This window comes from Streptacidiphilus sp. MAP12-20 (assembly GCF_041262525.1).
In the GTDB taxonomy this organism is placed as follows: domain Bacteria; phylum Actinomycetota; class Actinomycetes; order Streptomycetales; family Streptomycetaceae; genus Streptacidiphilus.
On the sequence record NZ_JBGCCK010000030.1, the window covers coordinates 1 to 21,691 of the forward strand.

General features: G+C 68.4%; 18 protein-coding genes, 2 tRNA genes and 3 pseudogenes. 14 read left to right on the forward strand and 9 right to left on the reverse strand.

Going from position 1 to position 21,691, the window contains the following annotated elements:
- Positions 1–551: 551 nt before the first annotated feature.
- On the reverse strand, positions 552–1,754 hold the full coding sequence (locus ABIA32_RS30060; protein WP_370102325.1) for a helix-turn-helix transcriptional regulator: 1,203 nt from the start codon (positions 1,752–1,754) through the stop codon (positions 552–554).
- 107 nt (positions 1,755–1,861) lie between these two features.
- Here ABIA32_RS30060 and ABIA32_RS30065 point away from each other — a divergent pair, with 107 nt between their 5' ends.
- The 4 genes from ABIA32_RS30065 to ABIA32_RS30080 all read left to right on the forward strand — a co-directional run bounded on the left by ABIA32_RS30065 (position 1,862) and on the right by ABIA32_RS30080 (position 3,547).
- The gene (locus ABIA32_RS30065; protein WP_370102328.1) at positions 1,862–2,035 is read left to right on the forward strand and encodes a hypothetical protein; all 174 of its coding nucleotides are present in this window, start codon (positions 1,862–1,864) and stop codon (positions 2,033–2,035) included.
- Positions 2,032–2,274: a hypothetical protein gene (locus ABIA32_RS30070; RefSeq protein ID WP_370102331.1), complete on the forward strand. Its 243-nt coding sequence runs from the start codon at positions 2,032–2,034 to the stop codon at positions 2,272–2,274. Before ABIA32_RS30065 ends, ABIA32_RS30070 begins: the two co-directional genes overlap by 4 nt.
- 480 nt (positions 2,275–2,754) lie before the next feature.
- On the forward strand, positions 2,755–3,078 hold the full coding sequence (locus ABIA32_RS30075; RefSeq protein ID WP_370102333.1) for a polymorphic toxin type 24 domain-containing protein: 324 nt from the start codon (positions 2,755–2,757) through the stop codon (positions 3,076–3,078).
- A 28-nt stretch (positions 3,079–3,106) separates the two neighbouring features.
- Positions 3,107–3,547, forward strand: coding sequence for a hypothetical protein (locus tag ABIA32_RS30080; RefSeq protein ID WP_370102336.1), 441 nt, complete (start codon positions 3,107–3,109; stop codon positions 3,545–3,547).
- A gap of 235 nt (positions 3,548–3,782) precedes the next feature.
- Here the strand turns inward: ABIA32_RS30080 and ABIA32_RS30085 are convergent.
- A pseudogene (locus ABIA32_RS30085) lies at positions 3,783–4,571 on the reverse strand (transposase); the annotation flags it as partial.
- A gap of 310 nt (positions 4,572–4,881) precedes the next feature.
- Here ABIA32_RS30085 and ABIA32_RS30090 point away from each other — a divergent pair.
- From ABIA32_RS30090 to ABIA32_RS30100, 3 genes are all read left to right on the forward strand, one after another.
- A tRNA-Ser gene (locus ABIA32_RS30090) sits at positions 4,882–4,946 on the forward strand.
- 335 nt (positions 4,947–5,281) lie between these two features.
- The gene (locus ABIA32_RS30095) at positions 5,282–5,794 is read left to right on the forward strand and encodes a hypothetical protein (protein WP_370102339.1); all 513 of its coding nucleotides are present in this window, start codon (positions 5,282–5,284) and stop codon (positions 5,792–5,794) included.
- Between the two features lie 120 nt (positions 5,795–5,914).
- A complete protein-coding gene (locus ABIA32_RS30100) occupies positions 5,915–6,601 on the forward strand; it encodes a hypothetical protein (RefSeq protein WP_370102342.1) in 687 nt (228 codons plus the stop codon).
- A gap of 119 nt (positions 6,602–6,720) precedes the next feature.
- On the opposite strand, the gene ABIA32_RS30105 is transcribed toward ABIA32_RS30100, so the two are convergent.
- Both ABIA32_RS30105 and ABIA32_RS30110 read right to left on the reverse strand, forming a co-directional pair.
- On the reverse strand, positions 6,721–7,425 hold the full coding sequence (locus tag ABIA32_RS30105; protein WP_370102345.1) for an SMI1/KNR4 family protein: 705 nt from the start codon (positions 7,423–7,425) through the stop codon (positions 6,721–6,723).
- A 236-nt stretch (positions 7,426–7,661) separates the two neighbouring features.
- A complete protein-coding gene (locus ABIA32_RS30110; protein ID WP_370102347.1) occupies positions 7,662–8,666 on the reverse strand; it encodes a hypothetical protein in 1,005 nt (334 codons plus the stop codon).
- A 363-nt stretch (positions 8,667–9,029) separates the two neighbouring features.
- Here ABIA32_RS30110 and ABIA32_RS30115 point away from each other — a divergent pair.
- Positions 9,030–9,350, forward strand: a pseudogene (locus ABIA32_RS30115) (hypothetical protein); the annotation flags it as partial.
- A 125-nt stretch (positions 9,351–9,475) separates the two neighbouring features.
- On the opposite strand, the gene ABIA32_RS30120 reads toward ABIA32_RS30115, so the two are convergent.
- From ABIA32_RS30120 to ABIA32_RS30130, 3 genes and pseudogenes are all read right to left on the reverse strand, one after another.
- Positions 9,476–10,363, reverse strand: a complete 888-nt coding sequence (locus ABIA32_RS30120) for an SseB family protein (RefSeq protein WP_370102349.1) — start codon at positions 10,361–10,363, stop codon at positions 9,476–9,478.
- Between the two features lie 139 nt (positions 10,364–10,502).
- Positions 10,503–10,919 (reverse strand): hypothetical protein, encoded by a 417-nt coding sequence (locus ABIA32_RS30125; protein WP_370102350.1) that lies wholly within the window; start codon positions 10,917–10,919, stop codon positions 10,503–10,505.
- 282 nt (positions 10,920–11,201) lie between these two features.
- Positions 11,202–11,402, reverse strand: a pseudogene (locus ABIA32_RS30130) (hypothetical protein); the annotation flags it as partial.
- Between the two features lie 86 nt (positions 11,403–11,488).
- Between ABIA32_RS30130 and ABIA32_RS30135 the strand changes: the two are divergent.
- The 4 genes from ABIA32_RS30135 to ABIA32_RS30150 all read left to right on the forward strand — a co-directional run bounded on the left by ABIA32_RS30135 (position 11,489) and on the right by ABIA32_RS30150 (position 14,666).
- A complete protein-coding gene (locus ABIA32_RS30135; RefSeq protein ID WP_370102353.1) occupies positions 11,489–13,354 on the forward strand; it encodes a glycoside hydrolase family 3 protein in 1,866 nt (621 codons plus the stop codon).
- Positions 13,355–13,628: 274 nt separating this feature from the next.
- Positions 13,629–13,907 carry a type II toxin-antitoxin system Phd/YefM family antitoxin gene (locus ABIA32_RS30140; RefSeq protein ID WP_370102356.1) on the forward strand — a complete coding sequence of 93 codons (279 nt, stop codon included), beginning with the start codon at positions 13,629–13,631 and terminating at the stop codon, positions 13,905–13,907.
- Entirely contained in the window at positions 13,900–14,304 is a 405-nt protein-coding gene (locus ABIA32_RS30145; RefSeq protein WP_370102359.1) for a type II toxin-antitoxin system VapC family toxin, read from the forward strand. Before ABIA32_RS30140 ends, ABIA32_RS30145 begins: the two co-directional genes overlap by 8 nt.
- Positions 14,305–14,584: 280 nt before the next feature.
- A tRNA-Thr gene (locus ABIA32_RS30150) sits at positions 14,585–14,666 on the forward strand.
- Between the two features lie 393 nt (positions 14,667–15,059).
- On the opposite strand, the gene ABIA32_RS30155 is transcribed toward ABIA32_RS30150, so the two are convergent.
- A complete protein-coding gene (locus tag ABIA32_RS30155) occupies positions 15,060–16,055 on the reverse strand; it encodes a helix-turn-helix domain-containing protein (RefSeq protein WP_370102361.1) in 996 nt (331 codons plus the stop codon).
- A gap of 93 nt (positions 16,056–16,148) precedes the next feature.
- Positions 16,149–19,928 (reverse strand): S8 family serine peptidase, encoded by a 3,780-nt coding sequence (locus ABIA32_RS30160; RefSeq protein WP_370102364.1) that lies wholly within the window; start codon positions 19,926–19,928, stop codon positions 16,149–16,151.
- Positions 19,929–20,031: 103 nt separating this feature from the next.
- On the opposite strand from ABIA32_RS30160, the gene ABIA32_RS30165 reads away from it, so the two are divergent.
- Together ABIA32_RS30165 and ABIA32_RS30170 are read left to right on the forward strand one after the other, a co-directional pair.
- Positions 20,032–20,280, forward strand: a complete 249-nt coding sequence (locus ABIA32_RS30165; RefSeq protein WP_370102367.1) for a hypothetical protein — start codon at positions 20,032–20,034, stop codon at positions 20,278–20,280.
- Positions 20,277–21,494 carry a hypothetical protein gene (locus ABIA32_RS30170; protein ID WP_370102370.1) on the forward strand — a complete coding sequence of 406 codons (1,218 nt, stop codon included), beginning with the start codon at positions 20,277–20,279 and terminating at the stop codon, positions 21,492–21,494. Before ABIA32_RS30165 ends, ABIA32_RS30170 begins: the two co-directional genes overlap by 4 nt.
- Positions 21,495–21,691 lie beyond the last annotated feature (197 nt).

The window sequence follows — 21,691 nt, forward strand, 5'->3', positions numbered from 1 at the left end:
GAGATCGTTGACCGATCGTCAGGAAGCTATGTCAGCTGACAGGTGTCAAGCATCAACTGAAGCCGCAGTGTCAAGCATCAACCGAAGTAGGACAACCGGAGCCGTGGGTGTGCGTCCAGATTTTCTCTACGAGGTTCAAGGCGGGTCCGTCCCGCTGGGGGTTGGCCCGACGTCGCCGACTGGTCCTGAACCGGACCAGCACCCGGGGCTCGTGCGGGTGTCGGCGGTCAGCGGGCAGCCGGGCCGTGGGCGGGGGTTCGACTGTTGCCCGGTGGGAGCAAGTTGTGGGGTAAGGACTCCCCCTGCATTGCGGAGCAAGTTGTCGCCTGCGACCGTCCTACGGCCGGATCGCAGGCACGGGCCCGGCCAGGGGGCCGACCTCTCGCTTCTATCGGCGCGCTCGCCGAGGGCGGTGGCTGGCGTCGCCTGCGGCCCGGAGTATAGGCTCCCCGCCGACCCCGCGCCGAGCGGCCGGCCTGCGCACGAGCCGTGCTGTGTGCTGAGACGCCGACCAGGAGCAGTCCGAACTCGCCCCCGCGCGATCGGGACGGTCAGGACGCCAGCAGTTCGGCGACTTCGGGGACGTCGCGGAACGCCCGCAGCCGCTCCAGCACGATCCGCGTGCGCTCCGTGGTGCGTTCGCTTCCGCTCTGGCCCAGGGCGAGCATCCGGCCAGCCGTCCCCGCCGCCGCCTCGGGCTCGTTCGCGTCGGCGTAGGCCACGGCCAGCCAGGACAGGTAAAGCGCCAACTCCCTGGCGTGACTGGCGTCGTAACGCCCCAGGACGTCCGTCAGCAGCGGCACGGCGCGCAGCGGCCGGTGCAGCTCGGTGTAGACGCGGGCCTCCATGACCTGCAGTTCCCCCGCGTCCATCCAGTACAGGTACGACGGCGACTCGGTGCCGGCCGAGTCCTGGGCCAGGGCCTCGCTGGCTTCCCCGAGCGCGGCCATCGCCGGGCGGTCTTGGCCGGCGCGGGTGTGCGCCCAGGCCACCCGGTCCAGGTACAGCGCGCGGGCCTTCGCCGGAGCATCAGGGCCGGCCTCCGCCACGGCAGCGGTAGCAAGGTCGACCGCGTTGTGGGGGCGTCCGGTGTTGCTCCACTGGTAGGCCAGCGAGCCCGCGACGTTGCCCACCAGGACGCCGTCCCCGCCTGCGCGGGCAGCACTGATCCCGAGCCGGTAGATCCGCTCCGCCTCGGCGTGCTCGCCCGCATCGGAGGCCACCCAACCGGCGATCTGCGCCAGCTCGCCAATGGCCCGTAGCAGTTCACGGCCCACATGCTCGGTGTGGGTGCCCTCGCGGTAGAGCGTGACCGCCGCCCGCAGTTCCCGCAGGGCCGGGCCGATCAGGTCCTTGCCGTAGACCACGTCGTCGGCCAGCCGCAGGCCGTGCACCCGCCGGGCCAGGTCGACCACCTGCCCGGCTCCGATCCGCCGGCCGGTCCTGGCAGCCAGCGGGGCCAGCGGGTCGCCCTCGGGCAGGAAGTCGGCCACGGTCAGCACGCGCGGGGCGGGCTCGGCCGCTGCGACGGCCTTGGCCGCCTCCAGCAGCTCGCGCGGGACCTCCAGCACCAGGGCGAGGAAAGGCAGCCACTCGCGCGGGGACCGGGTGCCGATCTCCCACCGGGACACGTCGTTGCGCGTCGGTGGAATCCTGCCGGGGGCGGCCTGGGCCAGTGCGTCGGCGAGCCGCTGCTGACTCCACCCGCGCGCCAGGCGCAACCGCCGCACCAGTTCCCCGACCGTCTCCCGCACCTGGCCAGCTTGGCAGACACAGGGGCAGACACGCTGGCTCCTCCGGAAGGTTCCAGCCAAACGAGACCCTGGCTGAAGAAGGCCGAGCGGGAGCGAAGGAGCGGGAGATGGACGAGCAGACGGCAAAGTGGCGGGAACGCCCCGGCCTGGTGTGCCAGGAGTGCGGCCGACTGCGCGAGCAGGCCCGAGCCGCCTCGCTGTGCGGGGACCGATCACGCCTCAGCGACGTACGCGTCATGCAGGACCGCCACCGCCAGGCCGAGCACGGACAGGCGGCATGAGCGTGCACAGGCGGATGCGGTTCCGCGACTACCACATCCGCACAGACCAGACCGCGACCCCGGTCCGCGAAGCCGCCTGCGTCACCGACGAGGAGCACTGCCGGTGGACAAGCGGCGAAGGCACCCGCGCCGACGACGTCACCGCCCTGATCGCCAAGCACGCCGCCGAGACCGGACACCACTGCTACCGCCGCACCGCCACCGACTACGCCACCGCCGAACCCGGCGACTTCCACTGACCCGACGCCAGAAGGCCAAGCCAGACGCTGCTGGACATCGAGCCGACCGGGCAACCGGCCAGCTCGCCGGGCTGACGGGAACCGGGCTGCTGGCGCAGCAAGTTGTCCCGTTGGATATCCCAACGGGCTATCCAACGGGAAGAGGACTGACCCGGGGGCGGGCCCTGTAATGCCGAGCCCACCGTCGGGCGGGCGACTGGCAGGGCCCCCAGGGGAGGGGAGCTCCCGGACGACCCGCCCCCACCGACCTCTCCCGCCGGTCTTCGCACGCCGACCCGCGAGTCCCCGGGTACCGAATGGTCTGGACCTCTGACGGCAGTAGTGACGGCAACAACTACACACGTCGGCACACAACGACGCACCCCGATGCACCGTCATATAGCCGCTGACCAGCGAAAATGCAGGTAGCGAGCGGCCCCGTGCCACACGTACTATGTCCTTGCCGGTACGACGCCGGTCCTGGTGCACAATGATTCGCCAGTGAACCCGTGGGCCAATGCGCAAGAATGGACCGGAGGAGGTAAGTTCCCCGTCGGCGGTGCCTTTGGGCAGGGCGGGCCTGCTGATGGAGTTCTCTACCGACTGGGCTTCCATGGAGAAATGACCAACTATGCGGTCTATGACAGTCAGGGCATCATTCTGTACCGGGTTGACCTAGTCGGGGCCACTCATCAGGGGGTGCCCACCCCGCATCTGCAGACCTTCACTCACAATCCGGGCCCTGATGGGAAGATCTATGCCGTCCAGGGGAAGACTGCGATCCCTACGGGAGAGGGAGATATTCCGCAGGTCGCATTCTGCTAGCGAGTGTTTTGACAAGGAGGGAATTCGCATGGACCCGACGGAGCTTCCAGAGATTGAGGCTTGGGTTGGCATCGTTGGGGACTTTGACCCGAAGTCCTTCTGCGCAGCGAATGTGCCGGTGGCGCATGCTTTCGCTTTGGCTGAGATTTTCTGGCCTGACTTCATTGAGTATCGGGGAATGGTTCTTCTGAAGTCTGCTTTTGATGAAGACGCCGTTGCCGCATGGATTGATCGCCTTGACGGCGACCGTGCCGCAATCGAGGGCGTGGTGAATGAACTGCACCTGTGGGATGTTTTTGGATTGGAATCGGATGCAGAATATCGAGCCCTTGCTGCGATTGCTCCGAAGGTTGCCAAGATGTGGAAGGCGGCGGCATATGAAGCTTTTCCAGCCAAGAGGTTCCGGGTCACTTTGGCTGAGGGTCCCGACTCATATGGCCCCACGCTGACAATATTTACTCTCGATTGATTATGGCTGGAACGGGGCCGCCGACCGGCGCACGGGGTGTTCTTTCACGCGCTGCACAGCGTCTCGGGCGCTCTAGCCTCAATTGTTCGTGACGGTCCGTCGGTTCTGTCGGTGGGCGTTTCGGCTGTTCGGGCTGCTGGTAGGCGTGGTTGTGGCCTGGCTGTCGTGTCGGGTGGGCGCCGGGTTCCACTGCTCCGGGTGTGGGCGGCTCGTCGGGGTGGTGCGTCGTTGCTGGTCAGTCGGGGTTCGGCAGCGCCTGGAGCCGGTCGAATGCGGTGGTGATGACGGGGGTCCAGGGCCAGTGCCAGCCGAGCCCGGAGCCAGCGTGGGCGGCCGGAGTTGACGAGCCGGGCTGCGGCGGAGAACAGTCGCAGCCGCAGGCGCTTGGGCTCCCACCTGCAGGCTTCGCCGGTCAGGGCGAGCTGGACGACCTCCAGCCAGATCTGGTTCTGGGCGGTGTCGTGCAGGGGCAGGTTCCGCAGGCCGGTGTCGCGGGCCGCGCGGATGCGGTCCTCGGCCCTGGCTCGCTGGCGGTGCCGCAGCTCCAGGGCAGCGATCGCGGTCCCGGTCGTGTTCGTCGCGAAGCAGGTCAGCCGCATCCCGTCGGCGTCGGTGAACCGCAACTGGGCACCGGGGTGGGGCCGTTCCTTGCGGACGATCAGCCGTATGCGCGGCGGCCAGCCCCCAGGGCGTCGCCTGCGAGTTTGGCGACCCAGGCGCCGTCACGCACGTCGCCGTCCAGTTCGACGGCCGGCGTCCAGGCGGAGGCCGGGATCTGCCCGACGGCCTGGTGGACGGCGTCGGTGATGACCATCCCGACCGGGTAGGACGGCCACCGCCCGCGCCGGGTGAGCCAGTTCAGGAACTCGTGGGTGCCGCCGACGGAGTCGGTGCGGATCAGCGTCCGCCGTCCGCGCCGCTACTTCTTCGGGAGCTGGGCCAGGGCCTGCCGGGTGACGGCGATGTGGTCGCTCGCGGTGTTGCTGCCCGCGTTCGCGGGCCGCAGCAGACCCGCGACCGGCTCTGCGGGTGCCGAAAATTCATCCGGGCAGTTCAGGCCGCATGTTGGTGCTCCTGGAGGGTTCCGCTGGCGTCTGCCTGGTCGGAAGGGCCCGGCGCTTGCTGGAACTGCTCGATCTCGTCGAGCGTCTCGACCGCAGAGGCATTCGAGGGCCACTGATGCGGGCTGGCGGCTGCGCTGACCGGGTGGTGGGAGCGTGGTGGGAGCGGCGGCACTGGACGCGGCTGGCACTCGTTGGTAGTCTCTGAAGTGTGAATCGGTGTCTTCCTGGATAGACTGGCACTAGACCATCGAGGGTGACAACGTTTATGTAGCGCTGAACAGTTGGACCGCTGACTCTTAATCAGCGGGTCCGGGGTTCGAGTCCCTGGCGGCGCACAATCAAAAGCGGTTCTGACCTGCCCCTTCATGAATGATCATGAAGGGGCAGGTCGTTTTTGATCTTGTGGTGGGAGCGTGGTGGGAGCGCGGGCGCGGAGTGGGCGCAAATGATCACTGGTGGGCCCGTATTTCTCGGGCGCCGTGGTGGGAGCGGGCAAGTCAGAGACGCGCAACTGCTTGACGCCGCCGAGCTGGCCCGCACGGGCGGCCACTGAAGTCCACCCACGATCTCAGAGTCGTTCAGCGAGCTCCGGCCAGGGCCTTGGAGGGGTCTGACCGGACTCCGCGAAGCCGAAGCCGTTGCCAGGCCGGCCTCGGGGTAGCGTGCTTCAGTGACCGAGCTCGACTTCGTGGACCTGACCTTCGTGAACTTTCGGGACCATTCGTTCCCTGAAGGCAGCGCTCACGGCTTTCGATGGGTCGATCTGAGGTCCTTCTGCTTTCCGCGAGGCAATCAGGACAGGGGCCTGCTGGCAGCCGTTGTCGCCCATGATCAGTTCCGCGACGACTGCGCGGGCGGTGGCGTCGACCCGGCTGGTACCCGCCACGGTCCGTACTGGCTTCGCGCGGTCGGCCCGGACGGGTACCAGCCGGTCAGCCGCACCGAGACCGAACAAGTGCTGCGGCAATGGGCGGGTCAGCACGGTGCCCTTCCGGACTCGCTGGAGGATGCACTCGACACGGCGCTGTTCGCGGTGGTGAACTCAGCCAGCCGTCTTTACCGTCTCCGAGATCTGAGCAGCGCTGTCCATGACTGGAGTGGAGTGCATATCGACTTCCACGAGTTCATCGCCATCGACGACGAGCGGCAGCTGTTGACTCTCCTCGTCGCGGCCGATGACTGATCATCATGCAGGCTGCCAACAAAGATCAGAGGCGGGCCTCATCCAACTCCTTTGGATCACGCCAGGGACGCGGTGGCGGGTGCATTGCTGCCGTCCGGAGGCGACGGCCACAATGACCTCATGGTCGTAGAGATCGCAACGGATGCAGCTACGCGACACGCGCCGGCCGCCGCAGCGGACACGGCTGCGTCGAGGCCCGGACGCTTGGCCCGTGAGGGCTTGATCGAGAGATTTAACGAGGCGGTCCGCCGACCGGCGGCCTTCGGCGGAGTGCCCGTCCTACCGCTGCTGCTCGACCTCATAGCAGGGGCTAGCCAGCAGACCGAGGACACGGTGTGGATCCCGGACGCGAATCAGCGCCTCAGCACCGCAACCTTGGTGCTGGACCGCTTCGCGGATCCGAACATCCACGTGGCCGCGTCCCAGTACGGCGAAGACGCGTACCGACGCGGCTGGCTGCGCCTCGACCGGACCCTCAGCGCCGCGGAGCACACCGGGCTCGTCGACGGGGTCGCGGCTTGGGCGAGCACGGATCGCACCGTTCACGATGTTCTGGACGCGTACGGGTTGCCGTCGGTCACCTTCGGCGATCCAGACCTCGACCGGCCCAAGAGCCTGAGTTACGCCTGCAGCGACCGAACCGCGCCAGTCGTCGTGTTCCACTTCGGCCCCGACCAAGGAGGAGAACCCGAATCGGCCCCGGAACGGACGAAATCGAGCGGAGCGGCGCTACTTGCCGTCCGCGGTGCGGACGGAGGCTTCCTGGGATTGCAGCTCACGCCGCGCGGCAAAGCATCGCGGCGCTGAGGCGCGCCCCGGCGCCGTGCGCGCCTTCACGCACCGATGATCAGCGGTGGTCTTTCCCATGTCCGCCGCCAGCCTCCGCTAGCGAGATCGCGGTTGCCTGTAACCGGAGGTCTCGGACGCTAGGAGTCGAACCAGCGGAACCAGATGGGCCTGCCTAGGTCCGCGTGCCAGCTCTGGAGAGCCACACGGCGCTGTTCGGGCGTTGCTAGCGACTCCTCGTGGGCGAGCCAGTCGAGGTACCATTCCGCGAACGTCGCGGCTTGGCGGTCATCGTTAAGCAGGGGGTTCAGGCGATCGCACGTCGCACGCCCGTCGAACCACATGGTCCCTCGCATGGGCCCGCTGACCACGAGAAGCGTGTAGAAGCCGCAGCCGTCGTCGCAGAGAAAGACGGCACCGGTGGCCCGAGCGGCTTCGATCGCGTACGCGGTCTCCTGCCAAGCGTCGTGGTCAGCTTGGTAGGCCGCATCGGAGGTGTAGTGCTCCCGCTGCGGCTGGCTGTCCCACGCATCCTCATTCGCCTCCAGGGCGGTGTCGTGGTCGGGGAAGGGGACATGCAGCTTCTCGTGGTCCCCATACCGCGCGCCGTCCCAGTCCCAGCGCGCCCCGTTGAACCCTAGCCTCCGCACCCGGCCGCCGGAGCTGACACGAAGCAGGTACTGGCGGTAGTCCTCGGGGAACTCCACGCCGAACTGTTCCTCTGCCTGGCGCACCTGCTTCTCGCTCAGCACGTCCGGGAGATCCTGCCTGCCACCACTCGCGCCACGCTGCGCATAGAGAGCGACGGTCCGATCTCGCACTTCATCCCAGTTCACTGCCTGCATGACCGGCAAGATAGCTGGTCACCGCCGCGACCCGAGCCACACGCTTGGCCCGGTGGCCGAGCTCACGACTTTGGACGGCAGTTGTTCACGACTTTGGGTGTCGGTGCGGTGAGGCCGCGAATCGAACAATTCGGCGCGTTGGACAGCGCTTCGTGGCAGGTTGCCTGGGGAGGCCGTGGCCTTGCGTCCTTCCGAAGCAGCGTGATGGGGTCGTCGGCCGGGTTGTGGGGGTGGGGTCAGCGCGGAGGCGTCAGTGGTGCCATGAGGTCGTCCTCGATGGCCGGGGTGGCCCGCGCCAACCAGTCCTCGGCCTCCGAGGGGTCGAGCTGCCGGTCCAGGGCGAGTGTCGGCCGCATCGCGGTGAAGACGCGGCCGCTGCTCATGCCGTAGTCGCCGTGCGGCGGGTGCACGAGCAACACCCGGACCCCGTGCAGGAGTTCGATGTCGGCGGGCCGCCCCTCCGGGAAGACGTAGGCGCCGTGGCCGCCGAAGAGGCGGAAGGCGCGGATGGCGGGGTTGTCGGGTCCGAGGTGCGGGTCGGCGTCGGTCGCCGCGGCAACCCAGGAAGGATCCGGACGGCGCGCGGGCAGTAGCCCGGCGGCGGGGCCGCAGCCGTCGCCGGACGGTCTCAAAGAGCCAAGTGGGTGGCCGACTTGGCCGCCGTGCTCGACGACGAGCAACTGCTGGTCCTCACCCCCGAGACCCGCCGCGGCTACGCCTTGACGATGCGTGGCATCGGCGACAACGCCCAACTGCACATCCTCCTCGCAGACCGGCTGATCGGCCTTCGTGGCAGGCGGGAGTGCGTCGCGAAACTCCCCGTGGGCGAGGGCGGTGAGCAACCCCTTGAGCCAGTCGTCCATGTCGTACCAGGACATGGCGATGCGTTTGAGGTGGCCCGCTGTCAGCGCTCCGCCCGGCCGGACGAGGGGCGCGAAGACCTGCTCCAGCCGCTCGGTGTTCTTCCTGCTCGGCTTCGGCAGCGGCAGGACTCCGACGAGGGCGAGCGGGGAACCGCCCCACTCCACGCACGCACCGGCGAGGACGGCGGCCTTGGTGAAGTCGCCCCCGAGCCCGGTCAGAATCGGCGCCAAGGCGCCGACCGCGGCGGTCAGTGTTTCCGGCCCTCCGGCACGCGCCGCCTCTGCGAGCTGTGCCAGGCCCTCCTGGAATGCGGCAGCGGAGCCGGACGACATCCGGCCCACAAGGTCACTGACGAGTTGGGTGATCTCCGTCGACACTCGCGCAGGCTAGCGGCAACGGCCCTGACGGCGACAGCTCTGCCGAGCCCTCGGGCTCTGTCCACAGGAGCTGCACGGGCCGTCCCCCAAGGGTGTACACGGCGTGACCTGGACGCTCCGCCACCGAGCGCGACGCTGTGATGAGGCTTCTTGAATCTCAAGAAGCCGTATCACATCAACCTCGACATCACGGGCCGAGGTCCTGCAGAAAACCATCGATCACCCAGGCAGGCTCTATGTGGGCAGGGGGCGCAGCCAGTCTCGTCCCGCGGCTCGGACAGCGGGCGGGGCAGTGCACACGGGGAAGCGACGGAATCGTCGCTTCCCCGTTGTTCTGCCCGCGTCCGGACTGTGGACGGGCAGCACCAGGACATCCCGTACGAGGTCATGCGCTGGTTCATGGACCGGGTCGAGGAGGAGATCCGGACATCCCGCGCCTGGATGCGGCTGCGGCCCGAACTGGTCGAGATCATCCACCGGCTGCGCCAGGAGTACCTGGGCGCGATCGATGATGACGACTTTCCCGATGTCCTCGCGGAGGTTCGCGCCGCAGTCCCCGAGGCCGACCTCCCCGCCGTTCTTGAGGGCGCCTTCGGTCGGAAGCCGATGGCGCGGAGTCCTGAGCGGTGCCGATTCCGCTCAATGCCCGGTTCTGAACTGTCCCAGCGAAGATCGCTGGGGTGATATCCGCCAAGCAACACCCAGTCTGGGACTGGAGGCACAGCGGACGGCCAGTCAGCCGCGCCCGGTACCGTGCGCGTCGCTTGCGGGGCCAACTGCGAGAGCGGTTTCGCGTCCCCGCGCGCCCGTCAGCTCCGTTGCGTCCAGGGCCATCGCTGCCGGGACTTATCGGAAGTGGTCGGTTCGGGCGGACTGGCCTGCCGGCGCCGGAAGATCTCTACGCCGCTGCCATCTTCGAGAATTGCTTTCCAATCCTGGTCTGCTGTTACGAACATCAGGCCTCTGGCGGCCTCGCAGTGGGCGCCGGTGCCGTCGACGATCTTGCGCATCGCCGCACGATGGCGTGGGTCTTCGGGCGCGGCGGCGAAGTCGACGCCGACGGTCATTTCACCTGGTGTCGTGCCCTGCTGCATCACGAATATCCAGGCTGCGTTGGCCGTCGGTTCCGCGTTCAAGGCCTGGGAGAGCGCAGTCATCACCTCGGCGGGTGGCATGCTCTGCGGCCGTCCTACGCGTACTTCGGCAGCTGCGGTCACGACCTCGCTTCCGTCGGGCAACGGCACCCGCCCCTGGGCCAGGGCCTGAATCTCGCGGCGTGAGACGAACCCCCACGTTGCCGACCCCGGATTGATCGCGATCTTGTTCGTGGCATTCGCAGCCGCGAGCTCAAGTACCGCCCGCGCGGGCAGGGTCAGCATCCCGCCTTGCTCCGGCCGCCAGGCAAGGACTGCCTCGGCATGGGTGAAGACGGGAAGGACCGTGGCGTCGTCGTCGCTTGTGGTCACCAGCGTGAGGGACTCGCCAGCGTTGAGGGTACGCGGGCCCGCGATGGCAGGCTCGTCTGGAATTGCGACGATGACGAGTGCGTCGAGCAGAAGCTGGTAGAGCAGCCCACGTGACTGCGGCGAGTCGTGCAGGGCTACTTCGCGCATGGCCGCTTCCAGAGCGGCGTTGCGCAGTACCTGGCCGTCTCGGTCCAGCGGCGGCGCGGATCTGTCGGTCTCGTCGTTCTCCATCGGGTCAAGGTTGCAGGTCAAAATGGCGAGGCGACAGTGGGGTCGAACAGCCCGTGCCGCGCGTGCCTGGGGTGTGGCCGCAGCCCCGCAGATCGCGCCCGGCTGTTTCTCCTTGCGGCCAGGCGTCTGACGGGGGCGCTCACCAGTCGCCGGAGAGTTCTTCGAAAGTGTCGGGGTTGGTGACCCAGCCTGAGTTGAGGACGAGTCGGGAGGTGCGGTGCAGGGCGAGGAACCCGAAGAGGCGGTCGAAGCGGACGCTGATCTCGCGGGCCCGGTAGGGGTAGCGCGGGATACCGCCGCCCATCATGGCGAAGGCTGTGACGGCCGCGGAGTGGAAGCCGCGCGCGCCGAACGTCGCCGTCATCGCCTGCGCGGCCTGCTGGATAGCCAGGGGCATGGTGCTGATGCCGGGAAAGTGACCTCGCGAGGCGTCCGCCGCGGTGCGCAGGCCGAACAGGTCGGGGTGGTCGAGCAGGTCGTGGCGGGCGCTGACGGTGAACGGCACGGTGGACACGTGGAGCGTGGGTTCGCCGTCGATGCTGGGGACGCGTGTCACGGACAGTCCGGGGCCCGGGGGTGCCGTAGGGGAGGTGATCGCCCAGGACCATGGCGCGGCGGTTGTGGAGGGCGTCCACGGCGGCAGCCAGTACCTGGCCTGCGTTTGCCTCGGGTGTTCCAAGGTAGAGGTGGACGTCGATGCCGTGGGTGCCAATGATCTGAAGTTCGGTGAGGGGGCCGGCTCCCGTGTCCGTGATGCCGACCCGGTTCAGCAGGCTGGTGCTCCGGTGCAGGCCGGCCAGGTCCCTGTCGCGCCACGGCCCTGTCTCGGCTTCCAGCCGAGCGTGGTGAGCAGCTCCGCGGCGATGCTCGACTTCCCGGAGCTGGACGTGCCGTTGAGAAAGATGACCAAGCCGTCGTTGCCCGCGGGCGTCCCTTCCGCGTGCTGCCGCCCTGACGCTATCAAGATCCGTCTCGCGGGACGGCTGTGCTGATGCTCTGTCAAACCTATTGACGCGTCCGGCTCACTGCGGCACAACATCCCTAAGAGTTCCAAAGGTATGCCGGAGTATCAGCGCAGTCACAGCAAGCCACTCGTGCAGTCTCAATGGGACGGAGACAGCTCACGTGACACCTCCAAGCGCGCCCCCCGGCCGCCGCATACGCGGCCGACTCGCCATCGGAACGAGCCTGCTGGCGCTCACGATCGCGCTGCTCACAGCGGGCCCGCAGGCGCCCTCGGCGCATGCCGCGGGCGCCTGCACGTCCACCGCCGACTGCCTGTCGAAGATGACGCTCGCCGAGAAGGCCGGGCAGATGACGCAGGCGGCGAACGTCTACATCTCGAACAAGCAGGACGTTGCCACCTACGGGCTCGGCTCGGTGCTCAGCGGTGGCGGGGGTGGGCCCAGCGGCGCGGGCGGGACGGCGTCGCAGTGGGCCGACATGGTGGACAGCTACCAGAGCTACGCGCTGCAGAGCCGGCTCGGGATACCCATCCTCTACGGGGTGGACGCCGTTCATGGCAACAACAACGTGCAGGGTGCGGTGCTGTTCCCGCACAACATCGGCATGGGCGCCTCGCGGGACGCCGCACTGGTGCAGAGCGAGGAGGACGTCACCCGGCAGGAGGTGCTCGGCACCGGGATCCGGTGGGCCTTCGCGCCCTGCGTGTGCGTGCCGCGCGACGACCGGTGGGGGCGGACCTACGAGGGTTTCGGCGAGGACCCGTCGATCGTGTCGCCGCTGGCAGCGGCCGCCGTGCAGGGGTTCCAGGGCAGTGCGCTCGGCCCCACCTCGGTGATGGCCACCGCCAAGCACTACCTCGGCGACGGCGGGACCACCTTCGGCACCGGCTCCAGCGGTTACCTGATCGACCAGGGCGACACCCGGCTGAGTGAGGCCGACCTGCGCGCGATCCATCTGCCGCCGTACCAGAGTGCGGTCAGCGCGGGCGTCGGCTCGGTGATGGTGTCGTACAGCAGCTGGAACGGCCAGAAGATGCACGGCGACCAGTACCTGATCACCAATGTGCTCAAGGGCGAGCTGGGCTTCAAGGGCATCGTGGTCAGTGACTGGGCCGGGATCAAGCAGCTGCCCGACTCCACCTATGCGGGCCAGGTCGCGCACGCCGTCAACGCCGGCATCGACATGATCATGGTGCCGGACAACTACGTCGAGACCATCAACGACATCGTCGCCGACGTGAACTCGGGCCTGATCCCCCAGTCCCGGGTCGACGACGCGGTCACCCGGATCCTGAACGCCAAGTTCGCCCTGGGCCTGTTCGGCCACCCTTACACCGACCGGACCTACACGGCCCAGGTCGGCTCGGGTGCGCACCGTGCCGTCGCCCGCAAGGCGGTGAGCGAGTCGCTGGTGCTGCTCAAGAACAGCAACAGCGCCCTGCCGCTGTCCAAGACCGGCAGCTACTCGATCGTGGTGGGCGGCAAGTCCGCCGACGACCTGGGCAACCAGAGTGGCGGCTGGTCCATCACCTGGCAGGGCTCCAGCGGCACTAACACCACCGGCACCACCTTCTGGCAGGCGCTGCAGCAGGCCACCGCGGGCACTGGGATCACCCTGACGAACGTCGGCACCCGCACCAAGGGCCGCTACAGCGCCGACGTCGGCATCTGGGTGGGCGGCGAGACCCCGTACGCGGAGGGCAAGGGCGACTCCTCCACGCTCGCCTTCGGCAGCGACAACTCCAGCCAGTTGAGCGACATCTGCTCGCACGTCAAGACCTGCATCGCGATCCTCTACTCCGGACGGCCGGTCGTGATCAGTGACCAGCTGCCCAAGGCCCAGGCGTTCGTGGCCGGTTGGCTGCCGGGCACGGAGGGAGAGGGAATCACGGACGTGCTGTTCGGCTCGGGCTTCACCGGAAAGCTCCCGGTCAGTTGGCCTAACGCGGTGACGGACGAGCCGATCAACAGCGGCGACGGCAAGACGCCGCTCTTCCCCCTGGGGTACGGGCTGGCGCCCTACTGAGGCTGCCTTCGCGCATGGACGTAGCAGCGGCGACTCGGCGGTACAACAATGGGGAGCATGCCTTCGAGCCATTCTCTTACCCGGGCTGCGATGGCGTCCTGCTTGACCAGGGTGAGCGGGCCGCCGTGGAGCCGAGGGCCCGTGCCTGAACCTGGCGGCGCATTGTCTGCGAGTGCAGCGTCAGGGGACGACGCGGGTGATCGAGTGGTTACCGTCGAGCAATTCCCGCCCACGGCGTGTAGCTCCCTGGGACACGGCGAGCTACACTGCGAGCATGAAGACCATCACTCAGCGCGAGTTCCGCAACAACTCCGCCGCAGTCATGGACGCGGTCGAGGCGGGTGAGACGTACTACATCACCCGGAACGGCACCGAGGTCGCCGAGTTGCGCCCGATACACCGCAGGCGACGTCTTAGCGCGGAGGAGTTGGTGGCGCGGCACCGCAAGCTGCCTCGTGTGGACTACGCACTGATGCGCCAGGAGGCGGACGAGCTCTTCGGCACCGAGGACCGTGTCGGCGACGACGACCCGTGGGGGCGCAGCCGTGGCTGACCGTCGCCCGTCCGGCGTTCTCGACACCTGCGCCTATCTCGACCTCGATCTGCTCGATCCTGCCGTCCTGCCGGCCGTCCCCGAACTCACGGCCATCACGCTTGCCGAGCTGCACCAGGGGGTGGCCATGGCCAAGGATCCGGTGATCCGGGCGACGCGCATGGAGAAGCTGGGGGCGGCCGTCGCCGACTTCGATCCGCTGCCGTTCGACGGCGATGCTGCGGCTCGGTATGGAACCCTGGTGTCGCTTACCGTTGCCGTGGGTCGTGACCCTCGCCCTCGCAGGATGGATCTCATGATCGCCGCCATTGCCTCGGTGCGGGGATTGCCGCTGTTCACTCGCAATGGCGAGGACTTCAAGGGGCTGGACAGCGTGGTGACGGTCGTCGCGATCTGAACGGGCCGGCCTGCCCCAGCCACCGGGTCGGGTCGATTCTAGGAGATGTGCGCCGTGGGCCGGCCCAGCAGCGACGCCGGGCCTGGATCAAGGCTACGAACATCGGTGGTGGGAGCGCGGGCGCGGAGTGGGCGCAAACGATCACTGGTGGGGCTGTACTTCTCGGACGTCGTGGTGGGAGTGGGCAAGTCGGAGACGCGTGAGTGCGGGTGAGCGTCTGCTGGACTGCGCCTGAGTCGCCTTGTCCCGCTCGACTTGTGCGCTTATTTGGTGGGGAAGTGCCCGCCTGCTGACGGTCGGTGGCATACGGCTGCGCAGTCGTAATGCGTAGGTCTCGGGTTCGAATCCTGAAGGCGGCTCCAAGGTGAACCCCCGGTCAGGCCTCTGACCTGGAGTTTCTTCGTTTCGTGACCTTGGGATTCGGGCTAATCGGACACTCGCGGTCTACGCATCGTAGTGCGTAGGTCTGGGATGACCGACAGTTTCAGTTGTCATCCGGGGGGCCGTGACCTGCCCCTATTTCCCTCGATGTGGAGCAGCTTCGGTAAGTTCGGTTTGAGGTGGTGGCCATCCGGTGGCCAAGCGTGCAGCAGCCGTGCAGATGGACCTCGGCAACCTGATCCACTCAGTACCGTCACCGCAACGGCCGACATCAATGACGTCACCTGACCTGGCCGCCGCGGTCGACGACCCACGGAGCCGGACACGGGTCAGTGCGCCCGCTCTCATCGCCCGTTCGACGGCCGGTGACGTGCTCAGATCCAGGCCTTGCGGGCGGCTTGCCAGCCGAGTTGGACGCGCGTGGTCGCTCCGGCCTTGGCCATGAGCTGGCCGATGCGTCGCTGTACCGTCCGTCGTGAGAGGCCCAGCTGTCGTGCCACTGCCAGATCGGTCAACCCTGCCAGCACCAGTGCCAGGACCCGCGCGTCGAGTTCGTCCAGCTCGCTGGGGCGGCTCGTTCCCGGATCGTCCCCGATCATGCTCGGGGGCATGGGATATGCGCGCTCCCAGGACGATTCGAAGAAGGCGACGAGCATGTCGAGCAGACCGCTGGCGTGTACGAGGATGGAGGCGGCGGCGGTGTTCTGGTTGGAGTGCAGTGGCACCATGGCGAGGTCGCGGTCGACGATCACCATCTTGACCGGCACCGTGTCGGCGATGCGTATGTGCTGACCCTGTGCTGTGGCGGCGATGACTTCCGCGACCATGCCGGGGGTCGACAGCGCCTCTCGCTGGAGAATCACGCGGTAGCCCACCCCGCGGCCCAGGCCGTCGTAGCCTGCCTGGTTCTGGCGGTGTGGTACCACGCTCAGGTTGGCCACCATCATCGAGCGGACCTCATGCCGTGCCGAGTCCTGGATCTGGGCGAAGCGCTGACGCACCGCATCAATGTCGGTGATCACCTCGATGACGCCGTCGGACGCGCAGTCGTTTCCTGTCGTGCGGTGCTGCTCGACGAGCGCGAGCACGTCGATCTCGGCCGCACGGAGGTCGTCGCGGCGCTGCCGAAGCATCGGGCCGAGTGCGACCGCCGGCGGTGCCGCGGTGAAGAGGGTCCTTGCGTCGGCGGTGGACGTAGTCGCCCTCGCTGATGCGAGGCCGGAGTTGACCAGCGTCGCGAGGATCCGGTCCACGTCGGGTCGCGCGTGTCCGGTCCGGTCGGCGAGCTCTTCCGCGCCGCAGTTCGGACGGGCGATCAGGAGGCGGTAGATCTCTTCTTCTGCGGGTCCGAGCCCGAGCGCGGTGAGCATGCGCCTCCTCACTGGTTCACTGACGGTCCAGGGAGGATACGAGGTAGCAGCCCCGGTCGGGGAGGCCGGGGCTGCTACCGAGTCGGCGCCGGGTTACCCGATGACGGGTCCGTGGTCGATCCGGTTGGTCAAGCCGTAGGCCCGGGTCACCTCCTGGGAGATGTTGTTGCCCGCGGTGTCCCAGGCGGTCGCCTTCGTCGAGACGAACCCGTGGGCTGGTGCGTTGAACTCCGCCTTCCAGCATCCGGTGGCGGCCTTCGTCAACTTGACCGGCTGCCAGGTGGTTCCGTCGTCGAAGGACACCGCGAAGGTGCTCCCCGCGATTGTTCCGGCGCCGGCGGCGCCGGGCAGGTGGCCGGCGCACAGCCCGATCGTCTGCCGTCCGCCCCGTCGATTGCCGGCGAGGTCCGTCGCCACCTGGTAGTCCAATTGCATGACCGCCATCCGGTCGATGGCCAACGGATCCGTCACGGGGGCCGACACCACGTTCCACACCGTGTGGGTGCTGGGTGAGAGCCGGTAGAGCGCCGGGTCACGATTGGCCTGAAGGTCCAGGGTGTACGTCGAGGTGACGGTCGGCACCGGGTACAGGGTCGCGGACGGCCAGACATTGGTCGAGACCAGGGTGCCGTCCTGGTAGACCTTCATCAAGGTCGTGTCGGTGCCGTCCTGCATGACGCCGCCATGGTTCGAGTCACTGTCGGTCCATGGCGGAACATTGATCTCCAGAAAGCTCTGCTGACGGTCGGACGACCAGAATCCGCCGCCGTTACGAGGGTGGGCGATGGGCGCGAACCACTTGTCGGTCACCTCGGTGCCGGGCCGGTACGCCACGAAGCCCGAGACCGACTCCAGCGCCAGGGCCGGACCGGTGACAGCGGCTTCCGCCCAGGTCGTGCCGGGCTGGGCGGAGACGTAGTCGATGCGCGTGCCGGGCATCGAGATCTGCAGGGGGTAGCCGTAGGAGTAGGTGCGGTAGGGCCGGTAGTCCCAGCGGTATTCGCCACTGGCGTAGGGGGTGTCGCCGTAGAAGTCCATCCGTACCGTCGCCAGGTCCCTGGGCCGCGGACGGTACGTCAGGTCGTTCGGGATCTGACCGGGGTGCGCGTCGACCAGGTCGTAGACATAGGGCGAGTTCGGTACGCCCTCGACTCCGATCCGTGATCCGCCGCGCTTGGCCTCGGTGACCAGCGGCGCGCCGGTCAGAGCCGTCACCGACACCACGGGCACGCCGCTGGCGCCGCCCGCGTCGGTGCCCACCCACTCGACCAGCTTGCCGGGAACGTTGTTGACGACGATCAGCAGCTTCGCTCCCGCGTCCGCGGCCGCTTGCGCCCGCTGCGCCCCGGTGAGCGCATCCGACCGGGTGACGATCACGGCTCGGCCCTTGACGTCGCGGCCCACGTAGTCGGCCGGAGCGCCCGCGCCCGCGTAGACGGTGGCCAGATGACCCGTGCCGTCGTACAGCGCGGATCCGACCTGGCCCAGCACGGCGACCGGCTTGCCGCGATCGGTGACGGTCACCAGCGGGTATGCCTTGCGCCACCGCGTTTCGTACTCGAAGCGGCCGGTCGTCACCTTCTTGGCCGGCAGCACGAACAGACTGTCGTAGCCATGCGGCAGCAGGTACTGCTCCGCGATGGTGCTGTTGGCCCCGTCCGACCGGTACCAGTCCGCGTACAGCATGCGGTCCTCGGTCTTGAGCGGGACCTGCGCGGTCGCCTCGTGCGCCTTGGCCGCGTCCAGAGCCAGGTTCTGGTCCCTGTTCAGGATGATCTCCGGATTGCCCAGCACTGCCAGACCGACGGAGTCGGCGCCATGACCGCCGGCCACAGGCAGGTAGCTCACCGCGCTGTACTCGCCGGCCGGCAGCCGGACATCGGCCAGGCCGGTCGCGCCCACCGTGATGAACGACGGGTCGGGGATGCCGAACCGCTGCAGCTCGACGGTGCCCGCAACCGGGGTACCGGAACGGTCCTTGAGCGCGACGTGCAGGGTGTAGCGCTGGTCCTCCTTGTACAGGCCGATCTGGGTACGCACCTGCGCCTGGGTCGTGGCGTCCGTGGCCAGGACCTGCCCCAGGTAGCGACGGCCGTTCGCGCCCATGGCCGGGCGCGCCGTTGCGGTGACCGTCGCGGTTCCGTGCGCCGGCACGGTGACGGAGTCGCTGGAGAGCGTGAACATTCCGGCCGGTGCGGGCCCACCCGCGCCGGCGGTCGGGTCCACGTCGTACGGGCCCCCGGCCACCTGGGCGGTCTCCGACAGTTTCAGCGTGACCGCCGAGCCGCCGGAGTTGCTGTACGTCAGCGTGCGGCTGACCGGCGACTCGTGGTTGTGCGGCCAGGCGTCGAAGCCGAAGTACGCCGAGCCCGTGCCGGACACGGTGGCCTTGACGGAGGAGGAGAGGTCGACGCGGCCCGCACCCACCTGGTACGCCGTGTCGGCGGGCAGCGGCTTGGAGGTGCTCATCAGCTCGTCCTTGAGCTGCTGTCCGGTCCAGTCCGGGTGCTCCTGGGCGAGGATCGCCGCCGCGCCGGCGACGTGCGGCGTCGCCATCGACGTTCCGCTCATCGTCTGGTAGTAGCCGGTCGCGGCGGTTCCGCCGGCTTTGGCGGCCAGGATGTCGACGCCTGGAGCGGCGATGTCAGGCTTGAGGGCGTAGTCCCCGAACCGTGGCCCCATGCTGGAGAAGTTGGCCAGTTGGTCACCTGAGTCCACCGCGGCCACGGTCAGGGCCGCATCGGCCGCGCTGGGGGAGCTCATCATCGCCTCGGCTCCGGTGTTGCCGGCGGCGACGACGAACAGCGCTCCGCTCTGCGCGCTGAGGTTGTCCACGGCCTGACTCATCGGGTCGGTCCCGTCACTGGGATCCGAGCCGCTGAGGCTCATGCTGATCACCCTGGCGTGCTGTGCGACCGCCCACTCCATTCCGGCGATGACCCAGGAGTCGTCACCGGTACCCGAGTTGGACAGCACCTTGCCCATCAGGAGGTCGGCGCCGGGTGCGACTCCCTTTTCGAGTCCACCGGAGGCCGCACCGCTGCCGCCCACGGTGGAGGTCGTGTGGGTACCGTGGCCATTGCCGTCGGCCGCGGTCTCACCCGGAACGAAACTGACCGCCTGGCTGATCCGACCCGCCAGATCAGGGTGGTTCTGGTCGACGCCGGTGTCCAGGACCGCGACCTTGACGCCCTTGCCGTCGTACCCGGCCGCCCACGCGGCCGGGGCGCCGATCTGCGCGGTGCTCTGCGCCAGATCGGCGTGCACCTGGGCGTCGAGCCAGATCTTCGTCACGCCGTAGGCGAGGGACGGACTGACGGTGGCCAGTGCCGATGGGGCTGCCGGGTGGTTCGCTGTCAACGATGTCCAGGCCTGTCGTGCCTGCCGCTTGGCGGCCTTCAGCGCGGCGCCGTGGATACTGGGCAGCACCCTGACGCGGGCGGTGCCGGGCGGCTGCGCCTGAGCGCTGGGTATCGGCATGGCGGAGGCGGACGAATAGCCCACGATCACTGGGATGGCGTCGCTGTGCTGATCGTCGTAGCCCTGGCTGATCAGGGCGGTGACATCGAAGAGTCGCCGGTCCACCTCACCGGCCGCGAGGTAGGGCATGGCCTCGTCGGGAAGCACGTAGAGGTCCTTGCCGACGGTCTCGGTCCTGACCCCGCCGATGGCGCCGCGCGGACGCTGGACATCCACGGTCTGGCGGGCGTCGCCGAGATCCGTGACGCGCACGACGTCGCCGGTGATGAGGGTGACCGTGTGGGTGGCGCTACTCGAGGTTGAGTGTGGCAGGCCGGTGCGGGGGCCGGCGGCGACCGCGGGATTGCCCGGCCCCACCAGTAGGGCAAGCGTGGCCGCACCGGTGGCCGTCATGGCCACGGCTGTTCGGCCGCGTTGGTGACGGGGTACGAGAGGAATCATGGCCCGGTCCTATCCCGCCCGGCCCCGGCGACGGAATGTCAGAACCCTGGCGCCGATGCGCCTCGGCGCCGATGCGCCTCGCGCCAACCGGCTCGACGCCTCTGTCTGTGAATGCACACTGCGGATCAGCTACTGGTTGGCCCCGGGACGCCGTCTCGTGCTGATGACGGTCTTCCGCAGAACCCGTATGCGCGAGGACGCCGAGGTCAAGCGCGCCAGGACCGTCAAGCAGACCTGTGAGGCGAGCCACTCGTCGCCCGCTCACGAGACCTGCAGTCGCCACGCCTGCCAGGAGGACCCGTGAACCACGCCCGCTGGCACCTGGCCCGCGAGAAGAAGGTCGCCGACGGCTCGGTCGACCCACCTGAGATCGTTGCGGAGCGAGAGCAGACCCGGCTGGCCAGGGCTCTCGGACAGCTGCTCTACGACCGTCGCACCGAGCTGGGCCTGACCGAGCGTGATCTCGCCGCACGCCTCGCCGGCACCGTGGACGAGGTCGCGGCGATCGAGACCGGAGGCGCGCTCCCGCTCACGTCCGACCTTCTGCTTCGCCTGTCCGCCGCGCTAGCCGTCTCGGTCGACGTTCATCTCGCCCCCGGGCGGCCCGCCCCAGGGGCTGCCTCAACGCAGCCCCTCGGCAACCTTCATGACCTCGGCATCCGGGTTTGCCGGGAGCGCCGACATCCAGACAGAGTGGCCATGCGATCATTCTGCCCTGGGGCGGCGCCGGGGGACACCCGATTGCCTGTGGCTGTCCATGGGGCGCCACAACGCCCGACACGACCCTTCGTGATCGCCGGTTCGGAGACACACCGCGGCTCTGTCGGTGGTGTCTGCTTGCATAAGCCCATGACTGTCCATGGCGTGATTGCGCAGCTGCCCGACCCGGAAGCCGTGCGGGCGCGGTCGAAGGCGATGGCGATGCTGGACGCTGTCCTCAGCCCCGAATGGCCATGGCGGTACTACTCGTACGACACGAAGTGGGGCGCATCCGAGGAACTCGCCTCCATGCGCGACGGGTGCGGCAACGACTACGCCGTCGTCTTCGGTGGGGCCGGGGTCTACGCCCAGGCGTGCTATCACGAGTCGCCGATCAACTCCTATCGCGTGTCGCCTCCGGAACCCTGGCCGGGACTCTTCGAATCCCTTCCGGACGCCTTCCGCCACCTTGAGCGCGAGCCGGCATTCCTCGACCGCAACGGCGTGCAGCGGGCCACCGTCTGTCTGTGGAGGGAGCGCAGGGACTCCGCGTGGAGGTGCGGCGATGTCGAGATCCCGGACAAGGACGAGCATGACGCCGACGGCGCCGAATGGCTCTTCGGGCTGCTTCTGGAGGGCACCGCTGAGGCCTATGTGGAGTTTGCCGCTGAGTACTACGAGATGGCGCCGGCCCTCGAGGCTGTCCAGCACGTCTACGACCTCGAGCCGCTGACGCAGGAGGTCGTCTCGGCGCTGAACCCGGCGGTGCAGCTCGAGGACCTCGCTGAAGACGCCGCTCAGATCGGCTATCCCGTATAGAGCCGCCGGCGAAGCCGTTCGCGTGCTCTGGGCAGCGAGCCCCGCTCTGTTCTGCTGAACCGGCGAGACGAGACCTACGCGCCTTCCTGCGGCGCTGCCGAGTGGCGTATCTGCCGTCGGCTCGGCGGCTGCGCTGACCGGGTGGTGGGAGCGTGGTGGGCGCGGCGACGCTGGACGCGGCCTGACCTACTGCAGCC